The organism is Sporosarcina sp. FA9, from assembly GCF_051550205.1.
In the GTDB taxonomy this organism is placed as follows: Bacteria; Bacillota; Bacilli; order Bacillales_A; family Planococcaceae; genus Sporosarcina.
The window spans coordinates 2281557-2305322 of record NZ_CP188819.1 but is presented as its reverse complement, the minus strand read 5'-3'; the positions used below and the strand labels follow the sequence as shown (position 1 = coordinate 2305322).

25 protein-coding genes are annotated in these 23766 nt (G+C 36.0%); 15 read left to right on the top strand and 10 right to left on the bottom strand.

What is annotated here, in order from left to right:
• Window positions 1-45: 45 nt before the first annotated feature.
• Entirely contained in the window at window positions 46-1524 is a 1479-nt protein-coding gene (locus ACP8HH_RS11530; protein WP_438311410.1) for a GGDEF domain-containing protein, read from the top strand.
• Window positions 1525-1841: 317 nt separating this feature from the next.
• Window positions 1842-2123, top strand: coding sequence for a DUF6509 family protein (locus ACP8HH_RS11525; protein ID WP_438311407.1), 282 nt, complete (start codon window positions 1842-1844; stop codon window positions 2121-2123).
• Window positions 2124-2174: 51 nt separating this feature from the next.
• On the opposite strand, the gene ACP8HH_RS11520 is transcribed toward ACP8HH_RS11525, so the two are convergent.
• Window positions 2175-3863: a methyl-accepting chemotaxis protein gene (locus ACP8HH_RS11520; protein WP_438311405.1), complete on the bottom strand. Its 1689-nt coding sequence runs from the start codon at window positions 3861-3863 to the stop codon at window positions 2175-2177.
• Window positions 3864-4078: 215 nt separating this feature from the next.
• Between ACP8HH_RS11520 and ACP8HH_RS11515 the strand changes: the two genes are divergently transcribed.
• The 9 genes from ACP8HH_RS11515 to ACP8HH_RS11475 all read left to right on the top strand — a co-directional run bounded on the left by ACP8HH_RS11515 (window position 4079) and on the right by ACP8HH_RS11475 (window position 10766).
• Complete coding sequence (locus ACP8HH_RS11515; RefSeq protein ID WP_438311402.1) at window positions 4079-5062, top strand: NAD(P)/FAD-dependent oxidoreductase; 984 nt, start codon at window positions 4079-4081, stop codon at window positions 5060-5062.
• A 142-nt stretch (window positions 5063-5204) separates the two neighbouring features.
• A complete protein-coding gene (locus ACP8HH_RS11510; protein WP_438311400.1) occupies window positions 5205-5783 on the top strand; it encodes a GNAT family N-acetyltransferase in 579 nt (192 codons plus the stop codon).
• A gap of 60 nt (window positions 5784-5843) precedes the next feature.
• A complete protein-coding gene (locus ACP8HH_RS11505) occupies window positions 5844-6473 on the top strand; it encodes a GyrI-like domain-containing protein (RefSeq protein WP_438311397.1) in 630 nt (209 codons plus the stop codon).
• 187 nt (window positions 6474-6660) lie between these two features.
• Window positions 6661-6894, top strand: a complete 234-nt coding sequence (locus ACP8HH_RS11500; RefSeq protein WP_438311395.1) for a hypothetical protein — start codon at window positions 6661-6663, stop codon at window positions 6892-6894.
• A 300-nt stretch (window positions 6895-7194) separates the two neighbouring features.
• Entirely contained in the window at window positions 7195-7809 is a 615-nt protein-coding gene (locus ACP8HH_RS11495) for a class I SAM-dependent methyltransferase (protein WP_438311393.1), read from the top strand.
• A gap of 157 nt (window positions 7810-7966) precedes the next feature.
• Window positions 7967-8287 carry a YesK family protein gene (locus ACP8HH_RS11490; RefSeq protein ID WP_438311391.1) on the top strand — a complete coding sequence of 107 codons (321 nt, stop codon included), beginning with the start codon at window positions 7967-7969 and terminating at the stop codon, window positions 8285-8287.
• Between the two features lie 74 nt (window positions 8288-8361).
• Window positions 8362-8886, top strand: a complete 525-nt coding sequence (locus ACP8HH_RS11485) for an AAA family ATPase (protein WP_438311388.1) — start codon at window positions 8362-8364, stop codon at window positions 8884-8886.
• A 132-nt stretch (window positions 8887-9018) separates the two neighbouring features.
• On the top strand, window positions 9019-9357 hold the full coding sequence (locus tag ACP8HH_RS11480; RefSeq protein ID WP_438311386.1) for a PepSY domain-containing protein: 339 nt from the start codon (window positions 9019-9021) through the stop codon (window positions 9355-9357).
• Between the two features lie 443 nt (window positions 9358-9800).
• Window positions 9801-10766, top strand: coding sequence for a S66 family peptidase (locus ACP8HH_RS11475; RefSeq protein WP_438319142.1), 966 nt, complete (start codon window positions 9801-9803; stop codon window positions 10764-10766).
• Window positions 10767-11140: 374 nt separating this feature from the next.
• Here the strand turns inward: ACP8HH_RS11475 and ACP8HH_RS11470 are convergent, their stop codons facing one another.
• From ACP8HH_RS11470 to ACP8HH_RS11445, 6 genes are all read right to left on the bottom strand, one after another.
• Window positions 11141-11692 (bottom strand): hypothetical protein, encoded by a 552-nt coding sequence (locus ACP8HH_RS11470; protein WP_438311384.1) that lies wholly within the window; start codon window positions 11690-11692, stop codon window positions 11141-11143.
• Between the two features lie 282 nt (window positions 11693-11974).
• On the bottom strand, window positions 11975-12748 hold the full coding sequence (istB, locus tag ACP8HH_RS11465; RefSeq protein WP_438311382.1) for an IS21-like element helper ATPase IstB: 774 nt from the start codon (window positions 12746-12748) through the stop codon (window positions 11975-11977).
• Window positions 12745-14292 carry an IS21 family transposase gene (gene istA / locus ACP8HH_RS11460; RefSeq protein ID WP_438311380.1) on the bottom strand — a complete coding sequence of 516 codons (1548 nt, stop codon included), beginning with the start codon at window positions 14290-14292 and terminating at the stop codon, window positions 12745-12747. The genes istB and istA overlap by 4 nt, the downstream gene beginning before the upstream one ends.
• Window positions 14293-14468: 176 nt before the next feature.
• Window positions 14469-15575 carry a DUF1648 domain-containing protein gene (locus ACP8HH_RS11455; protein WP_438311377.1) on the bottom strand — a complete coding sequence of 369 codons (1107 nt, stop codon included), beginning with the start codon at window positions 15573-15575 and terminating at the stop codon, window positions 14469-14471.
• A complete protein-coding gene (locus tag ACP8HH_RS11450; protein WP_438311375.1) occupies window positions 15572-15850 on the bottom strand; it encodes a GntR family transcriptional regulator in 279 nt (92 codons plus the stop codon). Before ACP8HH_RS11450 ends, ACP8HH_RS11455 begins: the two co-directional genes overlap by 4 nt.
• A 221-nt stretch (window positions 15851-16071) precedes the next feature.
• On the bottom strand, window positions 16072-17562 hold the full coding sequence (locus ACP8HH_RS11445; RefSeq protein ID WP_438311373.1) for a polysaccharide deacetylase family protein: 1491 nt from the start codon (window positions 17560-17562) through the stop codon (window positions 16072-16074).
• A gap of 389 nt (window positions 17563-17951) precedes the next feature.
• Between ACP8HH_RS11445 and trhO the strand changes: the two genes are divergently transcribed.
• Window positions 17952-18926, top strand: coding sequence for an oxygen-dependent tRNA uridine(34) hydroxylase TrhO (gene trhO, locus ACP8HH_RS11440; RefSeq protein WP_438311372.1), 975 nt, complete (start codon window positions 17952-17954; stop codon window positions 18924-18926).
• Window positions 18927-18975: 49 nt separating this feature from the next.
• On the opposite strand, the gene ACP8HH_RS11435 is transcribed toward trhO, so the two are convergent.
• The 3 genes from ACP8HH_RS11435 to ACP8HH_RS11425 are packed head-to-tail and all read right to left on the bottom strand — an operon-like array spanning window position 18976 to window position 20134.
• The gene (locus tag ACP8HH_RS11435; RefSeq protein ID WP_438311370.1) at window positions 18976-19470 is read right to left on the bottom strand and encodes a hypothetical protein; all 495 of its coding nucleotides are present in this window, start codon (window positions 19468-19470) and stop codon (window positions 18976-18978) included.
• A gap of 14 nt (window positions 19471-19484) precedes the next feature.
• Window positions 19485-19931 carry a hypothetical protein gene (locus tag ACP8HH_RS11430; protein WP_438311368.1) on the bottom strand — a complete coding sequence of 149 codons (447 nt, stop codon included), beginning with the start codon at window positions 19929-19931 and terminating at the stop codon, window positions 19485-19487.
• 2 nt (window positions 19932-19933) lie between these two features.
• A complete protein-coding gene (locus ACP8HH_RS11425; RefSeq protein WP_438311366.1) occupies window positions 19934-20134 on the bottom strand; it encodes a helix-turn-helix transcriptional regulator in 201 nt (66 codons plus the stop codon).
• A gap of 179 nt (window positions 20135-20313) precedes the next feature.
• On the opposite strand from ACP8HH_RS11425, the gene ACP8HH_RS11420 reads away from it, so the two are divergent.
• The 3 genes from ACP8HH_RS11420 to recQ all read left to right on the top strand — a co-directional run bounded on the left by ACP8HH_RS11420 (window position 20314) and on the right by recQ (window position 23460).
• A complete protein-coding gene (locus ACP8HH_RS11420; RefSeq protein ID WP_438311364.1) occupies window positions 20314-21126 on the top strand; it encodes a DUF368 domain-containing protein in 813 nt (270 codons plus the stop codon).
• A gap of 82 nt (window positions 21127-21208) precedes the next feature.
• Window positions 21209-21625 (top strand): hypothetical protein, encoded by a 417-nt coding sequence (locus ACP8HH_RS11415; protein WP_438311362.1) that lies wholly within the window; start codon window positions 21209-21211, stop codon window positions 21623-21625.
• 65 nt (window positions 21626-21690) lie between these two features.
• Window positions 21691-23460: a DNA helicase RecQ gene (gene recQ / locus ACP8HH_RS11410; RefSeq protein ID WP_438311360.1), complete on the top strand. Its 1770-nt coding sequence runs from the start codon at window positions 21691-21693 to the stop codon at window positions 23458-23460.
• The last annotated feature ends 306 nt before the right edge of the window (window positions 23461-23766 follow it).

Genomic DNA, 23766 nt, shown 5'->3' with positions numbered 1-23766 from the left:
AGTGATATATGACTACTCAATTTTAAAAAAGGGGAACATGAATAAGTGAATAAACATTTTAGAATTCAATTAACTGTAATTCTTATAATCTTCTCTTTATTAATTTCATTAGTTATCGCCTTATTCGATTATGAGAGGTTGAAAGAACGTGTCAATATTACCCACGAAGAGAAAATTTTAATGGCTGAAAATGAAGTCGTAAAAACGCTTCACATGATTGATAAAGCATACTTGCTATTTGACCAAGACCGTGCAGATGAAATGGAAAATTACTCGAAAGTTTTGATTGATTTATATTCTACAGAACCTGATTTTAATATGTGGGATTTCAATGCATTTAAAGAAAAGTTTGGTATGGATGTATTCATAATAAATTCAGAGAATGTTGTCATTAATAGTAGCTTTACCGGAGATATTGGTCTGGATTTTGAAAAATGTTGTAAATCGTTGGCGAAAGTACTGCATCAAAGACGAAAGGGCGAAACGTTTCATCATGACGGGATGGATATCCACCAAAAAACGGGTGAAATTAAAAAATTTAGTTATATGCCTACACCGGATCATAAATACATAATAGAGCTCGGTGTTCTGCTTCAAGATGATGTCATTTTTAAGCAGTTCAACTTTCTAACAACGATAGAATCGCTAATCGAGGATTACGATGCAATAAATAACATTAATGTTTATACTTCTGGAGGACTTCTTCTAGGATATACCACACAGAGTAGCGTTCCTGAAAAAATTGAAGACGATGTCCATCCAATTTTCAAAGATGTCTTAGCAAAGAACGAAGCACAAGAAATTACTCAAATCAAAGAGGGCAATAAAGTAACGTATCGATATATACCTTATTCAGCGGATCAAGAAAAAAACTTATCTACTACAAGAGTTGTTGAAATTGCCTACAATGATGCAGAATTAGAAGGATTGCTTAGTTATTATCGAAGGGAACTAATTGCCCAATTATTAGTTATTATTTTTGCGTCGATTATACTGTCTTGGTTCATAGCAAGTCTTGTTTCGAAACCGATTTATCTTGCATTTCACGATAGTTTAACAGGTTTGAAAAACAGAGCTGCATTTGAAGATGAAATTAAAAAACGATTATCGAGTAAAAATAAAAATCTTGCTTTAATGATGATTGATTTGGATAATTTTAAATCTGTCAACGATGTTCTTGGTCATAGTGAAGGGGATCAAATTCTGAAATTTGTAGGGAAAACGATACAAGACATTGCTACACAGAAAAATGTTGCGTCTCGTATAGGTGGAGACGAATTCGTTGTAGTATTCTCTGGAGTTCAGAAAAAAGATATTCAAAGCATTGCTAGGATGATGGTTGAAAAAATTAATACTGAATTCTTACGTCTTAAGGATACAAGCAATATCGATGTTTCCATAAGTATGGGAATCGCTTTTTCAATTGCCGGTGATGAAATAAACACCCTTTATGACCGGGCGGATAGCGCACTATATACATCTAAAAAGAATGGGAAGAATCAGTTTACAATTTATGAGGATTAACGAATTAAAACGTGAGGTTTTAGAATCTTTTGATTCTATCAACTGCACGTTTATTAAATTATAAAGCTTTGTCATCAATTTCTCCTCATATTGTTTGTAATCCACTCCGCGCTTACCATTACTTACTACTATATACAGAAATGCAATACTAAGTATGCTGAAATATTCTTTGAAATAGTCTTCAAGGGGTGCGTAGTAATGCATTTTGTTGTAGAGTGTAATAAGATGGAACTCTACTATAAGAGATACTTTGCTATTATAGGGTATACTTATTTTAGGATAAATGAATTACATATTTTTGAAGGGCGGATGATTTAATGGAATTAAATGAATATGATGTAAAGAAAATGAGCGATCCAACTGGAATCTTATCAGGAGAACGTTTTGAATTTCAACTATATGTTAAATTTGATGAAGACGATGAGCTTTACTCAGAAGGCGGAACGGGTATTCGAGTTATTTATGCGGTTGATAATGAAGTGGGACGTATCGCAACGTATAATTTCTTTGAACGATCTAGCGGAAAAGTCTTGGATTTTGAACTAGAAGATGACGAAGAGGCTGAAATACTGGAATTTTGTAAAACTCATTTAGAATAAACAAAGCCTGTACACTTATTGTGTACAGGCTTTGTTTTTATGAAACGCTCTTTATATACTGAAACGATTTACTTCATTCTGCAACTCTTCCGCAACATTTGCAAGTTCTTGAGAGCTTGAGGAAATTTCCTCGTTAACTGCAAGTTGTTGTTCTGTCGCTGCGCTTGTTTCCTGTGCAGTTGCAGCCGTCATTTCAGCAATCTTTCTAATTTCAAGCGAACCCTCGGTAATATCTTGAGAAATTGTTTGAATATGTTCGATTGCTTTTGTAACAGTAGTTACTTTTTCATTCACTTCTTCTACAGCTAACTCAATATTGTTGAAAATGTTCATAGAATTAGCTGTAGAAGACAGTCCTATATCGACGCTTTTACTTCCCTCGTTTATAGATTGGACTGCTTTTTCAGTTTCATCTTGAATAGTACTCATCATTTGTTCAATTTCAAAAGCGGAAGTTTTGGATTGTTCAGCGAGTCGGCGAACTTCCTCGGCAACGACGGCAAAACCTTTACCGTGGTCACCCGCACGTGCTGCTTCTATTGCTGCATTTAGCGCAAGTAAATTTGTTTGCTCAGATATTTCTGTAATAATCGATGTTACTTTTTGAATTTCAATAGACTGTTCTGCCATTTGACGTATGATTTGTGCGGAATGATCGATTGATAAGTGAATCGTATTCATTTGATTGGATACTTCTGATACAATTTTTGAACCGTCTGTTACAAGTAAGGATACTTTGTTTGAGGATTCTAGCATTTCTGCATTGCTCATCGCAATCTCGCTGACCCCATTTTGGAGTGAGTGCATTGAAAGAGCGGTTTCACCTACAATCGTTGTTTGCTGTTCACTTCCACGCATATTCTCTTCTGCAGCCCCAGCTACAAGTTCTGCTGAAGCAAGACTTTCCTCAGAACTAGCGGATAATTCTTCCGCTTGTGAGGCAAGTTGCTGGGAACTTAATCGAATTCGACTTAATAAATTTTTTAAGTCATCAGTCATTCTATTAAATGAAGAAGCCATGTCACCAATTTCATCTCGATTTTTTATTGTTATATGTTGAGCAGTCAAGTCACCGGCCGCAATTCTTTCTATTGCTTGTGTCATGATTCTTACAGGTTTCGCAATTCCACGGCTGATGACTGTTGCCACGAGTATGCTTAGCAATAAGCCGAGTCCTAGTAAGGAAAATGAAATGATATTAGAAGTTTGAACTAGGTTGCGTAGATTATTTTGTGTCTCTGTCATAGCAACTAGTTGTAAATGTTTCAGTTCTTGTGCATTCGCCATTAACCAAGCGTTACTACTAGCTGCATCAAGACCTAATTCTCGTACTTGTCTATCTGATCCACGCATAATCATGTGTGCAGTCTCTTCCACTTTCTCATTGTAAAGAAGTCTAGTTTCTTTAATGACATCAAAAAGTGCAATATTCTTCTCGTTTTCGAAACTACCTTCAAGCTTGTTGATCAATTCTCCAGACTGTTCAACAGCTGTATCCCACGATTCCATATACTGAAGATTTTTATAAACGATGTATCCATTTATTGCAATGAAGCTGTCTTTTTGTGTACTAATAAGGTCATCCACTATATTAATTTTATGAACTCGATCGTCAATGAGAAGTTCATATTCATCGATGATCATTTTAGTGGAAAAGTAGGAGGTTCCACCGATTAAAATCATTAAGATAAGTAAAACTGAAAAACCAAACCACATTTTTTTCCGAATCGATAATTTCAAAAACAAAATCCCCTTTTATTTTTAATGGTTATAATTTACTATTATACGTCATTGTGAGAATAATACTACAAAGTTTTCTGTTTTATATTCGAATTCAATTCATTGAATCATATTATGTGTTTTTTCGGTTTTGATGTAAGATAATAGAGGAGATGGATATTCTGTACTTTGAGAATACATAAAAAGCAAATTAACTTAATTGGGGTGTTTATTGAATGAGTAAAGAAATTGTGGATATTACAATTATAGGTGGAGGACCAACAGGCTTGTTTGCATCGTTTTATGCAGGTATGAGAGAAATGTCGGTCAAGATAGTCGATAGTCTTCCACAACTTGGTGGACAACTTGTAGAGCTATACCCAGATAAATATATATACGATGTTGGGGGTTTTCCGAAAGTTCTTGCACAAGATTTTGTAAATAATTTAGTTGAACAAGCTAATTATTCAAAACCTGAAATTTTACTTAGTGAAACGGCCTTATCTGCAACGCGTGAAGGCGATCACTTCGTTTTAAAAACGGACAAAGGTGTTCATTTAACTAGAACGATTTTATTAACAGCAGGGATTGGCGCATTCCGACCACGTAAAATAGGGTTACCAGAAGAAGTGCATTTCGAGGAAAAAACACTTCATTACGCAATCAAAGATTTATTGGTGTTTAAAGATAAAGAAGTTCTAATTTGTGGTGGTGGTGATTCTGCCGTTGACTGGGCACTTATGTTAGAAGGTCTAGCTTCATCTGTAACGCTTGTACACCGTCGCGAGCGTTTTACGGCACATGAGACGAGCGTCAATCAGCTTATGGAATCGAAAGTGAATGTAAAAACTTCACGTGCTGTAAAATCGATTGTTGGCGAAGAGGGAACTATTAGCGGTATTATTATTGCTGAGAAAGACGGTACGGAAGAACATCTTCCCGTGGATCATCTTATCGTAAATTACGGAAACATTTCTTCACTTGGTCCACTAAAAGACTGGGGCCTCGAAATGGACCGCAACTCAATCATTGTGAATACTCGGATGGAGACGAATATTGAAGGTATTTATGCTGCAGGCGATGTAACTTCCTATGATGGTAAAGTGAAATTAATAGCTGTTGGGCTGGGAGAAGCTCCAATTGCCGTCAATCACGCGAAAGCATATATAGATCCAAAAGCAAGACTGCAACCACTTCATAGTACAAGCTTGTTTGAATAAGTAAATTGAAAAAGATATACTAACGAGCGAATCAACATCTAATTAGAACATCTATTGGCATCGCATTATGCGGTGCTTTTTCATTTTTTTAGAAGTATTTTGAAGATTACTGTTGTATAGAATTTAAAAGGGTGTGAATGGAATGGTAGATCTAGCTTATAAACCATTAATCGAAGGGGAGAAAGTTGTACTTAGACCCTTTAAGGATGAGGACGTTCCTTTTATAGAGGAATGCTTAAAGGATCCCGAAGTATTAAAACTGACAGGAAGCAGTTCAGATTTTGATAGGGAATCATTTCTCCATTGGTACAATACAAGAAATAGACAAACGGATCGCTTGGACCTTGCTATTGTTGACCGATCCAAGGACTTATTAGTAGGAGAAGTGGTGGTCAATTTATACGATAATAAAACTCAGAGTATGAATTTTAGGATTCTAATTGGACCAAGGGGAAGGAATCAAGGATTTGGAACAGAAGCAACTGAACTAATAATTGATTATGTATTTAATAACACTACACTGAACCAACTAACTTTAAGTGTTTTTGATTTTAATCCAAGGGCAAAGTATGTGTATGAAAAGGTTGGCTTTGTAGCCTATAGCATTGATGAAAATCATCTAGAATTCGAAGGTAAATGGATTGACTCTATTAATATGAATTTAACAAGAGCGAATTGGCTAAATAGAATAGAAAACTCTAAGGAGCGTTTAGTTAAATAAGACCAAGACTTTTACAAAGAATAAACCACTAGAATGTTTATCATTGAAAGGGAGAAGATCATGAAGAAATTTGAATGGCGAAAAGAATTGAAGGAATTATACTTACCGAAAAAAGAACCAACTAAAATCGAGGTTCCAAAAATGAAGTTCTTCACAATTGATGGTAGTGGAAACCCGAATACAAGTGAACAATTTAAAGAAAATATTGAAATCCTTTATCCTTTGTCATATGCAATCCGAATGATGCCTAAACAAGGAATTATCCCTGAAGGATATTTTGAATATACAGTATTCCCTTTAGAAGGGCATTGGGATTTAGATGAAGAAGGTAGGAAATTAGACTACGTGGACAAGGACCATTTTGTATACAAGTTAATGATCAGACAGCCAGATTTTGTGACAGAAGAGTTATTTCAATATGCATTACATACTGTCAGAGAAAAAAAGCCGAAACTAAATTTAGATACGGTCAGATTCGAAGAAATATCGGAAGGATTATGTGTTCAAGCGATGCATTTTGGAAGTTTTGACACAGAACCAGAAACATTTAAGTTGATGGAACAATATTGTTTAGAGAACAACCTCGAAAGGATAGAGAAGACACATAAAGAAATTTACATTACAGACGCAAGAAGAACATCACCTGAAAAATCAAAGACAGTTCTGAGATTTAAAGTGGCTGAACTATAGTGAAAGTAATCTGAATATAATATATCTAATACAGGTGTGTGATTACCTTACAGGTTTAAATAGTGAGAAAAAAGGCCCTCTTCATAAACGAATAACCGGTTCACTTGAGTGGTATAAATGTTGAAGTAACAAGCCAATTAACATCGAATTAGAATATTAACTAGCGGGCCTGATGGGGGGTTAAAAGATGACGCATAAATGGAAAAGAGAAAGTATTATATTCGATAGCTTGTTCGAAGCTGATGTTTGGGCCGATTCAATAGGAAATGAAATTTACGCAAGATTATATGATGGTTATGACACACCAGATTATAAAATAGCTTATTCTTTAGCTTTTAGACTTGCCGAGATAGAAGAATTTAGGGTTATGACAAAACGTTCAATTGATGATAGATATAAAGTTTGGGTAATACCTTCTTAGAACTGAATTACTTTTTAATTCTAAAAACGGGTGCGATTGCAGTATTACGATTGCTTCCAGATCACTTAAACGGGCCATTTAAAGGAATCAGTATTAAAAAACGTTGTAATGAGAAACGGTGTAATATTTTGATAACTGTGTTAAAATTATAACTATATTATTGAAAGGCGGGATTTATATGAAGAATACTTTTACTTTGGATCGGGAAAATCATTTTATTGGAGTATATTGCGAGTAATCCATCAAATCTAAGAGTTTTTTTGAATGCTCGTAAACTAGAAAGATATTGGGGGAGCATTCATGTTAAGTAATCAAGGGTTTAATTTGTGGGCTGATGAATATGATAAAACGGTTCAGTTAAGTGAGGAAAATAATCTATATCCTTTTGCAGGATATAAGGAAATATTAAATGTGATTTTTAATGAAGTGATGCAGAAAAAGAATTCTGAAGTCCTAGATATCGGTTTTGGGACAGATGTATTAACAAGTAAATTATATTCAAATGGACACCAAATTGATGGCGTAGACTTCTCATCTAAAATGATTGCCATTGCACAATCTATAATGCCAGATGCCAATTTGATTGAATGGGATATATCAACGGGTTTACCACCGGAGATACTTGGTAAAAAATATGATTCCATCATTAGCACATATGCTTTACACCATATAACAGACAAAAAGAAAATAGAGTTCATAGCCAATTTAAGACTCTTGCTCAAGAAAGATGGCAAAATTTTTATTGGTGACATTTCGTTTGAAACACGAGAAAAACTTAATAAATGTCGTCAAGATAGTATTGAATACTGGGATGACGATGAGTTTTATTTTGTTTATGAAGAAATTAGTTCTTTACTGGAAAACGAATGTGAATTTTATCCGATTTCACATTGTGGTGGAGTATTTATTATTTGAAAATAATACATGATTCATGGGAGTGGCAAGATAACCTTTGTCACTCCCATGTTTTTAACTATAATTCAGCAAATGGGTGCAGTTGTAGGATAAGTGAGTTCTTGAAAACCTGGACATATCCTTGAACTAGCCGATTATAAAAGATGAGGGGGATTGTATGGATATACTCATTCCCATTGGATTGGGCTTTATAGCGAATTTATTGGTATTTATTATTTCTAAAGGTTTAAAGAAAAGTAATGAAAGGTCATTATTAAATAGTTTAATTGCTTTTGGGGTCACCCTTCTATCCTCATTTGTTATTGGCTCCTGGTTAGGAATGGGGATTGCTGTAATTAGTTCAGGTATGTTGTTATTCGCAATTTTAATTGCAATTGCAACTGCAATAAAAAAGCTGCTGTTCAACGTGAAAATTAATATCAAACCTTCCATAATCGGGTGCAATTCAAGAAGAATTTGCTTCTTTTTCAGTAACTAGCCATAAACTGCATAAGGCTTATTGTGCTAATGGATATTTAGCGCATAAATCAAAAGAAAAGTAAGGTGTTAAACATGTTTTTTGTTCAAATGTCTGGCTTCCCTGGCTCTGGAAAATCAACGCTAGCCAAACAAATTGCTAAGAGAACAGGGGCTGTCATAATAGATCATGATATTGTGAAGTCTGCTTTACTAAATTCAATAGAGGATACTTCAATTGATATGAATATGGCTGGTAAAATTTCATACGATATTGATTGGTCTTTAATTGAATTTCACTTATCACAAGGACAAAACGTAGTATTTGATAGTCCCTGCCTTTATCAGGAAATAGTAAATAAAGGAATAGGTTTGTCTGAAAAGTATAATGCAAAATACAAATATGTTGAATGTTACCTTAACGATTTCCATGAAGTAAATTACAGATTAATAAATAGAGAGAGAATGGTTAGTCAAATAAGTGAGATAAATTCTGAAACAGTTTTTAAAAACACGATAGAAAATAGCAAAAGACCAACTGATTATCAGTGCCTAGTTGTAGATACTGGAAAACCACTAGGGGGCTATATTAATAATGTTATAAAATACATAAGCGAATGAGTAATAAATTCTTTCTTAATACAGGTATCGGGTGCGATTAATGTATAATGGCTACGCTACAATCGAGCCAAATAGTTTTGGAACGCATACTGAAAAAGTATGAGTTCTACATTGATTAGGAGGCGTACATATTTGAAAAAGTTGTTATTTGGTTTAGTTATTATTATGGCGATGATTTATTCGTATTCATATCAGTTACCAATTATGAGTACATGGGAAGCGATAGATAGTGCGGAAAAGCACCTGCAAAATCCTCCAGAGGAGTGGGGAAAGTCATTTTCAGACCGTGATTGGAACGATACTCCATTAGAAAACGTTATTGTTGAGATAAAACAAAAGAATAACTTCTGGAGTAACCTAGCGAATAGAGTGAATTGGGAAGTAACAATAAAAAATAACGGTATCGTGCCAACAGTAGTTATAGATGCCTATACGGGTAAATTAATTGAGATATATGGACCATTAAATTAAGTATTCTCATTTTACTATTCAATTGTTGGGTGCTCGTTTGTCGTACAACATTTAGTTGCAGACACTTAGTTGATTGGAGTGCAAGGCAGTCTAAAACCACGACGTCCTGTCGTAACGACTGCATGACCCACCTCGTGTGGGCCCACGGCAAAAGCTGACTCTGGGAGGATTGAGGACGAATGAATTCCAATTCGTCCCGAGGACAGGTGAAACAACCAACGTTAGCGTAGCGAGAGCCGTCACGAAGAACGGCTTTTGCGAGTAAAAGCGAAGCGTTAGGAGCACATCTTTGTTCTTAGGGTTGGTCCACCGCCCTCCAGAACGCGTCCGTCTGGAAAGGAAATCAACGTGTGAGGTAATCTCCACTTTGGGTGCGAATGCTTTATAAGCGATTGCCTCTATATCGTAAGCGAGTCATTTTACTGGAGTGAAAGGGGTTAATGATGAAGATACCAATGAAATTAAAACAAAATGATGAAATCCGAATTATTGCACCCAGTCGCAGCATACAAATATTGTCGGAAGATGGAATCCAATTAGCAAAGGAACGTCTTGAACAATTAGGGTTCCGAGTTACATTTGGTAAGCACGTTGAAGTATGTGATAGGCAACACTCTTCTTCAATTGAACAAAGAGTTGAAGATCTACATGATGCATTTGCGGATGAAAATGTAAAGGGGATATTAACAGTAATTGGTGGTTTTAATAGTAATGAACTGCTTCCCTATTTAGATTATGAATTATTAAAAGAAAACCCTAAAGTTTTATGCGGTTTTAGTGATATTACTGCTCTCGCAACTGCTATTACAGCAAAATGTGGTTTTATCACATATTCAGGACCACACTTTTCAAGTTTTCAAATGAATGAATTACAAGATTACCAAACGTCATACTTTAAAAGTTGTTTCATGAACGAGAAATCTTACCAATTAAAGCCGTCTATAAAATGGAGCGATGATTTATGGTTTTTAGACCAAGAAAATCGTGTCTACGAGGAAACGAAATGGAAGGTTTATTCGGAAGGGAATGCAACAGGAGCGTTATTTGGTGGGAATTTATGTACACTCAATTTACTACAAGGAACAGAATATATGCCCCTTTTGAAGGATTGCATTTTATTTGTGGAAGATGATGAATTAACTATACCTGAAACGTTCGGGAGAGATTTAACATCTATATTGCAACATAGCAAAAGGATTAAAGGTTTATTAATTGGCCGTTTTCAAAAAGTGTCTAAAATGACTGAAGAACAACTTCTTTTTATTTTAGATAAGCATCCTCAGCTAAGAAATATTCCTGTATTATATGATATGGATTTTGGTCATACACAGCCAATCATGACATTACCTATCGGAGGTACGATTAGTATCCATACACAAGATTTTAATATAAAATTAGATAACTTTTAACCAGGAGCCAATATAGTTGATTGGGCTGGATCTGTGCTAGAAACTATGGACCGTTCAACAGGAGATGTAATACCTGATTACGGTCATCGAAATGTACCAGTAGTCACATCTTTTTTACAAATATATTTTATGCTCCAACAGACCATTTTTGGCGTGTTGGAGCATTATGTTATCCGTTCTTGAAAGGTCATTCGATTTTAGGTTCCTATTTTGTTAAATGGATAGTTGGAAAATGAAAAACACTTATTTTAAGGATTTAGGAGAAGTATCAACCACAGAACTTCCGATATTCGCATCTCACCAAGTTTACGTAAGAACCACTTCTATTTTGAACTACACATGTGTATATACAAAGGCATCTTTTGTATTCCTCCTTAACTCTTCCTAGAACGTTTCCAGATGAATAATCCAACCAATCCTACAATAATCGCCACTACTCCTGCGTATAAGTAATACTGATTATATTGTGAATCGGTAGTTTTTTCAGTTTGTTCTGGAATTTGACCTTCACCAATTAATGTAAGATCATCGGTAGCATTCGCTAGCTCAGCCGTTCTGTCGCAAAGTGTAGTAGATAAGATGCTCTTTCCATTCGAATCCAATGTGTGCGCATATACTAAATACTCCTTTCCAACTGTAAAATCGATACCACATGACGCTGAATCATTGTTAGTAAAAACTGAAATAGTTGTGCTGTCGATTCCTTTCCATATCTCTCGCACTTTGAAATGAACTGTTTTTCCGTTATCAGCATTACTTTTTTTAACTTCCACAACTTCTCCACTAAAAACAGCAGTCGCTTCGGATAGGGCTACATCTGCAGGTGGGGGCACCACACAAGAACAAGCCGCTGTAGGGATAGGTTTAAAATACACGACTACAAGAACCATAAGCAAGAATGGAATTACTCGTACTCTCTTTTTCATAAGAATTCCTCTTTTCATTCGATTTATGATTAGTTCGTTTTGCGAGGAAACTAGTTTCAGTGTTTTATAAATAAAAACTATGTGTGCACCAAACAGTTTAGATAATCAGCATTCGTCGCGAAAGGTCTTTTCTAAATACTTCAATGGCTGCTTATTGATTTTCGTTGTAACGTTGATGCATATGCATTTAAAAGACTACTAATTCATATGCGAATTAGTAGTTGTAACCGTCAAGTAAAATCGAACAGTTTTTGATAAATAACACTCAACAGTTTTCGTCAATTAAGACCCAACACTTTGCTCCGTGAAGAGCGCTTTTCTGTATTTCATACGAATGCTATTTTGATCTTCACTAAAGGTTAAAATTTCACTTCGGTGAAGAAGACGATCTAAAATTGCAGTTGTCAATGTTGGATCGCCCAAAAATTTTCCCCATTCACCCGGACCTTTATTTGACGTTAAAATGAAAGCTGCTTGATCATAAAGTTCGTAAATGAACTGAAAGAATAGGTGTGCTTCCTGCGGCTCGTAAGCCATATACATGACATCATCAATGATGATTAAATCGGATTTTACAATCCTCTTATATCTTGCTTTCGATTTAGCCACGTATTCTCTTGTCTTTAAAACGTAAATCAGACGATCCATCGAGATAAAGGATACTTGATATCCTTGCTCAATCGCATGAACACCAAGTGCTGTCGAGAGATGGGTCTTGCCGACGCCTGTCGGCCCCATCATGATAAGCGTGAAATATTCCTCTACCCACGTTAATTCTTTTAATACATTTAGTTGTTTCACACCAATTGCTGTTTGCTCTTCTAAACGGAAATCTTCAAGTTTAAGTAGCTCGGGGAATTCTGCCCACTTCATTAGTTTATCAGTGTTTTTTGTTTCACGATAATTCACTTCATAGCTTAGAAACTCATGTATAAACTCGTGGTAAGTCCAGCCCTTAGCTTCTGCCTCTCGTAAAAGATTAGGCAATTCTTTAGCGGACTCTGCGAGCCGCAGAGTTCTACATTTATCTTGCAAAGGTTCATAAGGATGTTTCATTTAGAATCACCTCCTCGAAGAACCTGAAGATATATATCTTCTTTTCGTTCAGGCGCAATCAGATTTTTATATTTTTCATTGACTATGCTAGTTGCCTTGCTATTATTCTTTTTACTGTGTAGTGCCAACGAAAAAGCGATGTCCCTCAGATCGTTTGCGCTAGTGAGTTTCAAGCGTTTCAGTTCCTGAACAGCGATATCTAGAAATTCGGGATACTGTTGACCAACTAATTGCACGATTTTCAATTGGTCAATCAAATGACGTGGATAACGCACAGCTAGCTGTTCTACAAGCCATTTTGCAGCGTGTGGATCTTGTAATAGGTCTTCGACTTGTTGAATAAGCTTATCTCTTTTAGTTTGGTTTCGCTTCCTATGGGAAGGGTCGGAGATGATATTTCCTTTGCCATTAGCTATTTGATGTTTTGCCAGCACGTGACCATTTTGCTGAAGACGTATACAAATATATTCGTGGTTCTTTTCTACATATGCGATATTCGGTGCGTCTTTACGGTACGTACCGACAGGTACGCTATATCGATTACCTTCAAATCGTATGACGTTGTCTTTGTGGATTTGCCTTGTTATACTGGAAACATAGATATCTTCAAAAATGTAAGCCCCTGAGACCTGTCTGAGGTGTTCCTTTTCCAGAGTGTACACTTCAGTAGGTCTCTTTTTTGTGTTGTGATGTACTTTGTAATTCCCAGTTCGCTTAAGCCATTTCATACTAGACTCTTGCCAATCTAGTAGATTGGCAAAGGTTCGATTCTTAGCGAAGTTATATTTTACATACTTGACGACTTGTTCAATTTTCCCTTTAGATTCTGGATCGGCTTTTCGACATAGATAAATTTTAAATTTCCTCTTTTGATAATAATTTGTAAAGTCCGCGGTTAAAATTAAATCACCCGCATTCTCGCTGACTGCCAGTAAACGATCCTGATCATAAGCAATTTCATCTGTTATTCCACCGTAATAGTTAAAGGCATTCTCATGCATTCGTATTAAATCACTTGTCCTGAAAGGACGATCTAGCCACTCTACATACTTATATCGAGAGCGTGCTAGTACGAATGCAATAAAGTACAGTCGTTTATATTGGCCCTCCGTTGTCAGTTGTCTTGTCTCTCCAAAATCCACTTGGATTTGTTTGCCCATAGGCAACTCAGGAACTACTGCGTAATTTCTCTCGGTACTCATTTTAGGAATACAATGACGTTCTCTAAGCCCATTAACGAAATTCCTAACTGTTCCTTCAGAAACAGAGTCCACATCAAGCTTCTCCTGCAACCAATCAAGCACCTGTGCTCCAGAAAGGTCCGGATGTTCCTTTAACCATTCGAGTATCTGGTCTTTATAGGGATCCAACTTTTTACCTCTCTGTTGTAAAGACAGTATAAACTTTTGGAATTCATCTGGTGACATTCTTCCGTACTCAATGACTCGATTTCTGGAGATTTTTAACTTTTTTGCGATTGAGCTGTTTTTAAATCCTTCAGAGCGCAATCTGTGTATTTCATAATAGACCATCCACTTTTCCACTTCCTATCCCTCACTTTCTATAGACTAGTTTCAGTATATAGAAAGTGAGATTATGAGGGAAAACTGTTGTGTCTTATTTGTTGAAAACTGTTGACTCTAGTTTAACGTTTACAGTAGTCTCTTTTGTTCTTATACGAGCGAACCGAACGGATTACCCATAAGGATTGCTGCCTATATTAAATTAAAAAAGTAATAACTACGATGAGAACTAAAGGGCCAAATAGAACAAGATAACCAACGGGGTGTCCGAAATTTAAGGTCCAACCAACCCCGAATCTCTTTTCTACAAAAATAGAAGGGTCGTCTTTATTGAAATAAAAGACACCAGCTTTCCAAAATTGGTCATCATCATAATCTGTAACACCCTCTACTTTTTCGTCTTCCATATCCACAGAAATACGAGATCCACTTTGACCAACTTTAAAAGCATAAAGTGCAGTCATAATAAAAGTGATTAAAAGAAAACTAAGAGGGAGTGCGAGCAGCATCGTCGGACTTCCGAGATTACTATGGATAGTATTCAGTTGTAAGAAACTAAATAGAATTGTCGTTAGAAGTGTTGTCATAAATAAAAACCAACTCGTATATTTTCTAAACGATAATTGTTGAACTCTAGACCGCTTTTTTGAAGTTGCATTGATTTTAATTCCTGATTTTTTCGTAAGCTCATTAATTCCAAGCATCATACCTTGCATGACAAGGAGAATTAGTAAAAGAGCAACAGCAGAAAAAGGAGTTTTATTGCTAAAGGCATCAGCCGTGCCGTCAATTCCCCAGTGTGTTGGAATAAGTTCCGGTAGATTTGCATACTGGGTTGCAGTATAAATTACCAATCCAATAGTGACGAAGATAGGAAGTATATATATTGTCCACGGCAGCATTTCATCCGCTGATCGAATTGCAATGTCGGTTACACGTATTTGTTTTAAATCCGAACCCCAATTGTTATCGCGTTTAAGGCGTAAAGTCTTTGCGTGAAAAAGAAAATATAAAGACATGCCTAGAAATAGAATGACGAATTGAAGTGCGACGCCAGTTAGAACAATCTTTTCTTCACCCAAGTTTTGCGGAAGTGCCCAAATTGTAAAGACTGTAATTGCAAGAATGCCGGTAATAGCGATAATTAGTGAATAAATACGTTTATAGGATGCTAATTTGCGGTCATCCTTATGGCTACTTGGAATTGTAACTCCAAAAACGAGCGTTTGTTTTATCAAATAAGGAATTGCTGATTGAAGAATGGTGATAAAGAGTAAAATGAAGAGCATAACTGCCAAGTTCATTGTTCTTCCTCCTTCGCTTGTGAGATGAGATTTCTTACAGCAGCCAAAATTTCATTTTCCGAAAGACCGATGGCGATAGCCTCATTTATAATTGGCTCTAAATCTCCTGCAATGCGTTTTTGTATTATATCGTCGACAAAAGGGATATTCACAACAGCACCTGACTTCGGAATGATGCGGATTATTCCTTTCCTTTCCAATTCATGATAAGACTTATTGACGGTATGCATATTTACACTAAGATCTGCTGCAAGTGAACGAACAGATGGGAGCACATCATTAGGTTTTATTGAGCCATTCGCAATTCCTTTTATGAGCTCATTTGATAATTGTATATAAATAGGGATTTCAGAATCTGTTTCAATGTGAATAAAAATATGAATACCTCCCCTTTGTTCTATATTCAGTATAACAGATATTAATTGTGATTTCTATAAAAAAACTCTAATTTCCTGACCTTTTTAGGTCGGAAATTAGAGTGTACAGCCAAAGTACTTTAGTTTAAGTCAGAAACACTAACAAATTCGAATCCTTCGCTTTGTAAATAGGATAATACTGCATCAAGTCCGTCAGCTGTTGATTGGTGAATATCGTGCATTAAAATTATACTTCCATTTTTCGTCTTGTTTTGTACAGAAGCAAGTAGCTGATTTGCATTTCGATGTTTCCAATCCAGTGTGTCAACATCCCATAGGTAAACAGGTAGAACTGTTTGTGACCGCACCGTTTTATTAACAGCTCCATATGGTGGGCGGAAAGCAGTCGCTTTTACACCAGTTACGTCTTCAATTATTGAAGACGTTCTATTAATTTCAGACTGTACCTTTTCATTGCTAGCTTTGGTTAAATCAGAATGATTCCACGTGTGATTTCCAAGTTCGTGTCCGTCATCTTTCACTTTTTTTGCGATTTCAGGATAATACTCAACACGACTTCCAAGCATGAAAAATGTTGCTTTTGCTTCATATTTTTTAAGAGTCTCTAGGATCTGAGTAGTCACCATTGGATCAGGTCCATCATCAAAAGTTAATGCAACTTGCTTCATTTCATTTTTGGTAGACTCGACACTATTTTCTACGGATTCGGTCGTATCGTTTTTTGGTGGAGGTGTTTCAGTAATCTTGTTGTCTTCAATAGGTTCTGAGTCTGTTTTATTCGAAATAGGAGAATTCATAATTTCTAGATCCCTATAAGAGTTTGCAAGTACTTTATCAATTTCACGTAAAGGAACGGCTGTAATGGGCATACCCGCAGATTGTGGTGCTAATTTTAATTCAGGAAAGTAAAAGATGATTTCATCATTCGTAATTGCAAAGTTATTAAAGTTTTCCCAAACGGGTTCAGTATTGATATTTGCTTCTTCTAGAAATAAAACATTTTTAAGTGCAGGGTCATTAAATAAAAGAGACCGAACTGATTCTGAAACCAATTCAAGGCGTTTTTGATCATGATAAAAGATATCTTGAATTTCAATAGCTTCCCCAGATATAGGATTTAAATGAAAGGAACGAATTTCTGTCATACCCCTGACAGAACCATAGTTATTTGCCACAACCATGACGAATGAATAATTTCCCGAGTAATGAGGAAACGTCTCGAAGGAAATATTTAATTCACCGGCTGATTTTAAACCTAAAAGCATATTATTTTGCATCGTATTTAAGTAGTTTTGTTTTGCATTGTTAACGTAGAATGTAATTTTTTCATTAAATGTGCTATGTATACTTTGTGGATATTGAATTGCGAATGGAGTATATGAATCATTCGATGTTTCTGTAACAATTTTAATACCCGGATAATTGGATTCAATGGTTTCAACTTTTGTTGGTATTATCGAAGGTGAAGAATTTACGTTCGTTTCGATGACGGCATTACTTTTTATAGACAAAAATGTTAAAAAGCCAGCTACAAGTGTTAAAATAATAACTATGGTGGTAAAAGTAACATCAATCCAAGGGGAATGACGCTTCCTTTCTGTAATTTTCATAAACTAGTGTCTCCTTTGTATGTAATAAAGTATTAGACGGATAAATGTCGAAAAAAGTTTCGAATAATCGAATGTTCTGTGTCGTAATTACTAATAAAATGTCATATATAAGTATACAGTAAGATATATAGTTTACCAATGATTCAAAAGGCGTCATGATGATAGAGAGAGACAGGACTAGAGGCGTAATTTATTAATTTGTATCTGTTTCGGGGGTATTAGATTCGGAAGTAATTCTTCTTTTTCTATCCAGCTTTATATGATATAATGTGTTCATCTCGAATTTTACATTTGCGGGTACGTTTTTGTGCGTCTTCGTTTATGGATTATTTATGTATAATGGCTTTATAAATAGTAAATATTAGATAATAATTAAGGTGGAATGAAAAATGGAAAAAGAAACATACAGAATTCTTCTGTTTTACAAATACGTTTCCGTGGAAAACCCGGAAGAATTTGTAGCGAAGCATTTGAAACAGTGTAAGGAGATTGGTTTAAAAGGACGAATCTTCATAGGAGAAGAGGGAATTAACGGGACATGTTCAGGAACAATCGAACAAACAGATGCATATGAGGCAATGTTAAGATCTGATGAGCGCTTTTCTGATATTGTTTTTAAGATTGATGAATCAGAGGGACATGTCTTTAAAAAGATGCATGTTCGGGTGCGCGATCAAATTGTCAATTTAAGTCTTGAGGATGATGTTGATCCTAACGAACTAACAGGGAACTATTTGAGTCCTGAAGAATTTTTAAAAGAGATGCGTAATGAGGATACAGTAGTTATAGATGCACGAAATGATTATGAATTTGACGTTGGTCACTTTCGGGGAGCAATCCGCCCTGATATCGCAAACTTCCGTGAATTGCCGGAATGGATTCGTGACAATAAAGAACAATTTGAAGGTAAAAAGATTTTGACGTATTGTACTGGTGGAATTCGTTGTGAGAAATTTTCAGGTTGGCTTGTTCGTGAAGGTTTTGAAGATGTTGGACAATTGGACGGAGGAATCGTTACGTATGGTAAAGACCCTGTTGCGCAAGGTCAGCTGTGGGATGGACAATGCTATGTGTTCGATGAGCGACTGGTCGTACCTGTCAATCAAACCGAACATGTTATTGTAGGACGAGATCATTTCGACGGTGAGCCATGTGAACGTTATGTTAACTGCGCGAACCCAATTTGTAATGCACAAATTATTTGTTCGGAAGAAAATGAGCATTTATATATGAGAAGTTGTACAGATGAATGTCGTGTACACCCACGCAATCGTTATTTTATTGAACACGAGATGACCGTTGAACAATACGACGAGCGTATGGCAGCGATAGAAAAGTTTAGAAATGAAACTTATGTGTCTTAATAAAATGGGAAATCGTCTGAGCAGCTGTTGCAGTTGCTCAGACGATTTTTTATTTCGTGTAATAATAACGATATGAACCATAGTATGCGATCAATCCCACAATAGGGATGGATGCAGTTGCAAAAATCATGAATGTTGCTATCGGAATAGTGCTCATTAAGATGAAAACGTAGGAAACCAGTACGAGCATTGTGTAGAAAAGGATGATAGCTAATCCAGCTTTTGCTGCCTTCCCAGTAAGTACCGATTCTCTTTCGTCTGAATGGTTAAACTCAGGTAAAATATATTCTTTCATACGAATTGTTCCATCAATTCGCTTCTTTTTATTTGTTAAGTTATAAAAGCCGTCGACAATAAGGAAGATTGGTAAGATATACAAGTAACTATTAATTCCACTTTTCAATGTCATATATTTTTCAAATGTAATTTCTCCGTTATCAATCATAAAATTAAATTCGTTTAATTTAAATGAATGCAAAACATAAAAAGCAATTGCAATAAATGAACAAACTCGTAGGATAATGAAAATGATTGTCTTATTCAAATGGCTCCCCCCCGTTAGTTTAAATAATGAAATCGATATGAAAAGAAATATGTGAGTAATCCTATAATCGGTATTGCTATAAAGGATAAATAAGTATACATAAATAGATGTGGAGAATTGAAAATCATCATAAATCCGAGTAGTACTAGGATTATTGGCATTAGGAGAATAATGATTGAAAATGCGTTCTTCGCTGCTTTACCGGTTAATTCAGATTCTCGTTCGTCATTGGAGTTGAATTCAGGTAAAACGCGTTCTTGATACGTAAGCCGGCCAGTAAGATGATTCTTTTTGTAAATATGTTGCTGTCGTGAATCCAATAGAAGAGCAATGAAAAACCCACCTATAAAGAAAGGTCGTATTCCACTTAAAGTTTGAAAATCATTAATAGAAAGTATGTAAAAACCTAGCATTAGTAATGTGAAAATTCTGGTGGAAATTGAAATCGTTAAACTCTTCATTCTCATTTCCCCTCCTTTGAAAAAATCTCTTCAATCGGCATTTCAAACTCTTCTGCGATATTCATGGCAAGTAGAAGGGAAGGGGTGTAGCTGCCTTTTTCAAGCGCAACAATTGTTTGTCTTGTTACTCCGACCCGATCTGCAAGTTCACCTTGTGTCAGACTGAGTCGAGCACGTAGCTCTTTGACCTTATTAATAAGCACCGTGGCTACCTCCTAATTTGTTTATATTAATAATGTATACTTGACTATACTTAATGTCAAGTTGAGCATACATGTCTTAAGACTGGGAATTTAACTGTCTATTTTTAATTCTTACGGGTAAAGCTGATAAATGATATAATGAATGCAATCGCATTAAATTTGGAAGGATGAAATTGTTTATGCAATGGAAAAATATATATCGTGGCCTTTTTATAGGAATAAGCGACTTAATCCCTGGAGTAAGTGGGGGAACAATTGCTTTTATAATGGGTATTTATGATGAATTATTAGCTTCGATTAGTGGCTTTTTCAGCCGTGAATGGAAAAAATATATAGGTTTTTTGCTACCACTAGGAATTGGAATTGGAATTGCTCTTCTTGTATTCAGTAAAATGATTGAGTATTTACTGGTAAATCACCACGCACCCACACAATTCTTTTTTATGGGTTTAATTATCGGAGTACTACCATTTATTACAAAGCACGTAAATATGAAAAAGAATTTCAAGTTGCAACATTTCTTAATTATATTATTGGTAGGAGTAGCACTTGCTTCATTGGCCTTTTTAAAACCACAGGATACGAATCCAATAACGGTGTTGACTTCTGCAAACGCACTTAAATTATTTTTTGCGGGTTGGTTGGGTAGCATGGCAATGTTGCTACCTGGTATTAGTGGCTCATTTATATTGCTATTACTAGGCGTGTATTCAACTGCTATCGGTGCATTATCGAATTTAAATCTACCAATTATTGCGGTGATTGGAGCAGGAGTAATTGTTGGTTTCATTGTCAGTAGCAAAGTGATTAGTTTCTTGCTTTCAAATTACACGTATCTAACGTTTTCTATAATTATTGGTTTAATTATAGGATCCATATTTGTTATTTACCCCGGGGTTCCTGATCATGGCACCGAATTTGTTATGAGCGTGATTGCATTCATCGTTGGTTTAATTGTCGCCTCGCTGTTTAGTTCACCGAATAAAGCGTAAGCAACATCTCGGATATGTTTCAAAATGCTTCCTGTTCTGGTATTCTATATATATAAGAAACAGTTGTGAAAGGATGATTAGTATGTCTGGACCCGCATTACGTCAACTTCAAGCTCATCGTTCAATACATGAAGGTGGTCTCTCTGGAGCCATCACTAAAACTAAAGGTATGATGGAATTTCTAAAAGATGGGGATTTGGAAATGGCCGTCAAAGCTGCAGATGATTTGGTGGATTACTGGAAAACACGTGTAATCAGTCATGCGGATGCCGAGGAAAGTGGATTTTACTTGGAGATTTCAAAACAAAATCCCGAATTAAAAGATTCGATAACAATGTTAACACGGGATCATGACCTGATTCGTATTATTGTGAAAGATATTGAGGACCTTCGCGTCGAAGAGGGTTTAAGTCCTGGTGTGCTTCACCGTTTTCATGCGTTAATGGTTGTAAACGAAATACATAGTCGCGATGAAGAACGACTACTACTCGAAAAGTAATAAGATATCCAAAAGAAAACGCCTTATTTTAGGCGTTTTTTATTGAATAAAGGAGGTACTTTCAGTTGATTAAAGCTACAGAAATTTTAAGTACATACTTCGGTTATAATACATTTCGGCAAGGTCAGGAAGATGTTATTAGCAAGGTCCTAAATGGTGAAGATACACTTTGTGTAATGCCTACAGGCGGCGGGAAGTCGGTTTGTTATCAGGTGCCCGCACTTGTAATGAAAGGCACTGTGCTGGTTGTGTCACCACTAATTTCACTTATGAAAGACCAAGTTGATGCACTTCATGTGGCCGGTATTTCTGCTGCATTTATTAATAGTACAATGTCTGCGGAAGAGTACCGATTAACGATGGAAGCTGCAATTGAGGGTGAGTATCGATTATTGTACATAGCGCCGGAGCGTCTCGATTCACCATCCTTTACAAACCAGCTACGTTTGATGAATGTACCTATGGTTGCAATAGATGAGGCACATTGTATATCACAATGGGGACATGACTTCCGTCCAAGTTATCGAAATATCCGAAAGGTTATTTCTTATTTCGATACTAAACCAGTCGTTCTTGCGCTAACAGCTACGGCAACACCAGCTGTTCGTGAGGATATTTGTGTGCAACTCGGGATTACAACTAATAATACGGTTATGACCGGTTTTGAACGAGCGAATTTGTCTTTTTCAGTTTTAAAAGGACAGGATCGTGATAAGTATGTCAAAGAGTATGTGCGGAAAAATGAAGGTGAAGCAGGTATCATTTATGCGGCCACACGAAAAGCGGTTGATCATGTCCATGACATGCTTTTGAAAATGGGGATAACCGTATCTAAATATCATGCCGGCTTGTCGGATAATGAACGCCAAACAGGTCAAGAGCAATTTTTGAATGATGAAGTATCTGTAATGGTTGCAACAAATGCCTTTGGAATGGGTATAGATAAATCAAATATTCGATACGTTATTCATTATCAAATGCCGAGAAATATGGAAAGTTACTATCAAGAAGCGGGTCGTGCAGGTCGTGATGGACTTGATAGTCACTGTACGCTAATTTTTTCTTCGCAAGACGTTCAAACCCAACGCTTTTTAATCGATTTATCTCAAGATCCGAGTCGGATTCCTGCTGAACTTGAAAAGTTACAATTAATGATTGATTACTGTCATACAGAAGGTTGTTTACAAAAATTCATCATTACCTATTTTGGCGAATTAAATGCGGAAAACTGTGGACGTTGTGCAAATTGTACAGATACTAGAGAAAGTTCTGATGTAACAGAGGATGTTCAGAAAGTCTTGTCCTGTGTCATCCGTATGGGGCAGCGTTTCGGTAAGACAATGATTGCACAAGTTCTAACAGGATCTCGAAATAAGAAAGTCTTTGAATTCGGCTTTGAAAAACTTTCTACGTATGGAATTCTGAAAGAAAGAAGTGCAAGAGATGTATCTGAGTTTATTGAGTTCATAATTTCGGAAGGTTACCTAGGCGTAGAAAATGGTCAATTCCCAACAATTTATGTAAGTGAACAAGGAAAGAATGTACTAACAGGAGAAATAATTGTCAAAAGAAAAGTATCCGTAGTAACGAAACAGATTACTGCAGATAATCCATTGTTTGAACAGTTACGGGCACTTAGAAGACAACTTGCTCAGGATTCAGGAGTACCTCCATTCGTCGTTTTTTCAGATAAAAGCTTACAGGATATGGTCGGGAAAATGCCTCTAACCGAAGAAGCCTTTTTAGAAGTGAACGGCGTAGGGCAAGCTAAGCTTGAAAGATACGGAGAAGTATTTTTGAATGAAATACGTGCATTCAAAATGGAACATGCGTAAAAGAGTGAAAAATAGATTGGCCACATCTTAAATTAATCCGTTCCGTTGAGTGGTACAAAAATATAAATAAAGAGCCAACGAGCATCGCATTTAGCGGTGCTTTTTCACATTTAGTAAAACTAAAGAGGATAAAATAAATAAAACGGAATTTCATGTTTGAAAATTCGTATGGATATCTTTGGTATAGTTAATTGAGAGTGCGTGAAATAGAAAAAACATAGTTCTGCAAACTCACAACCTTCTGAAAAGTGAAACCTTTCATGCCTTACGGACGTATCTATAGTAAGACGATTTCAGTGCAATAAT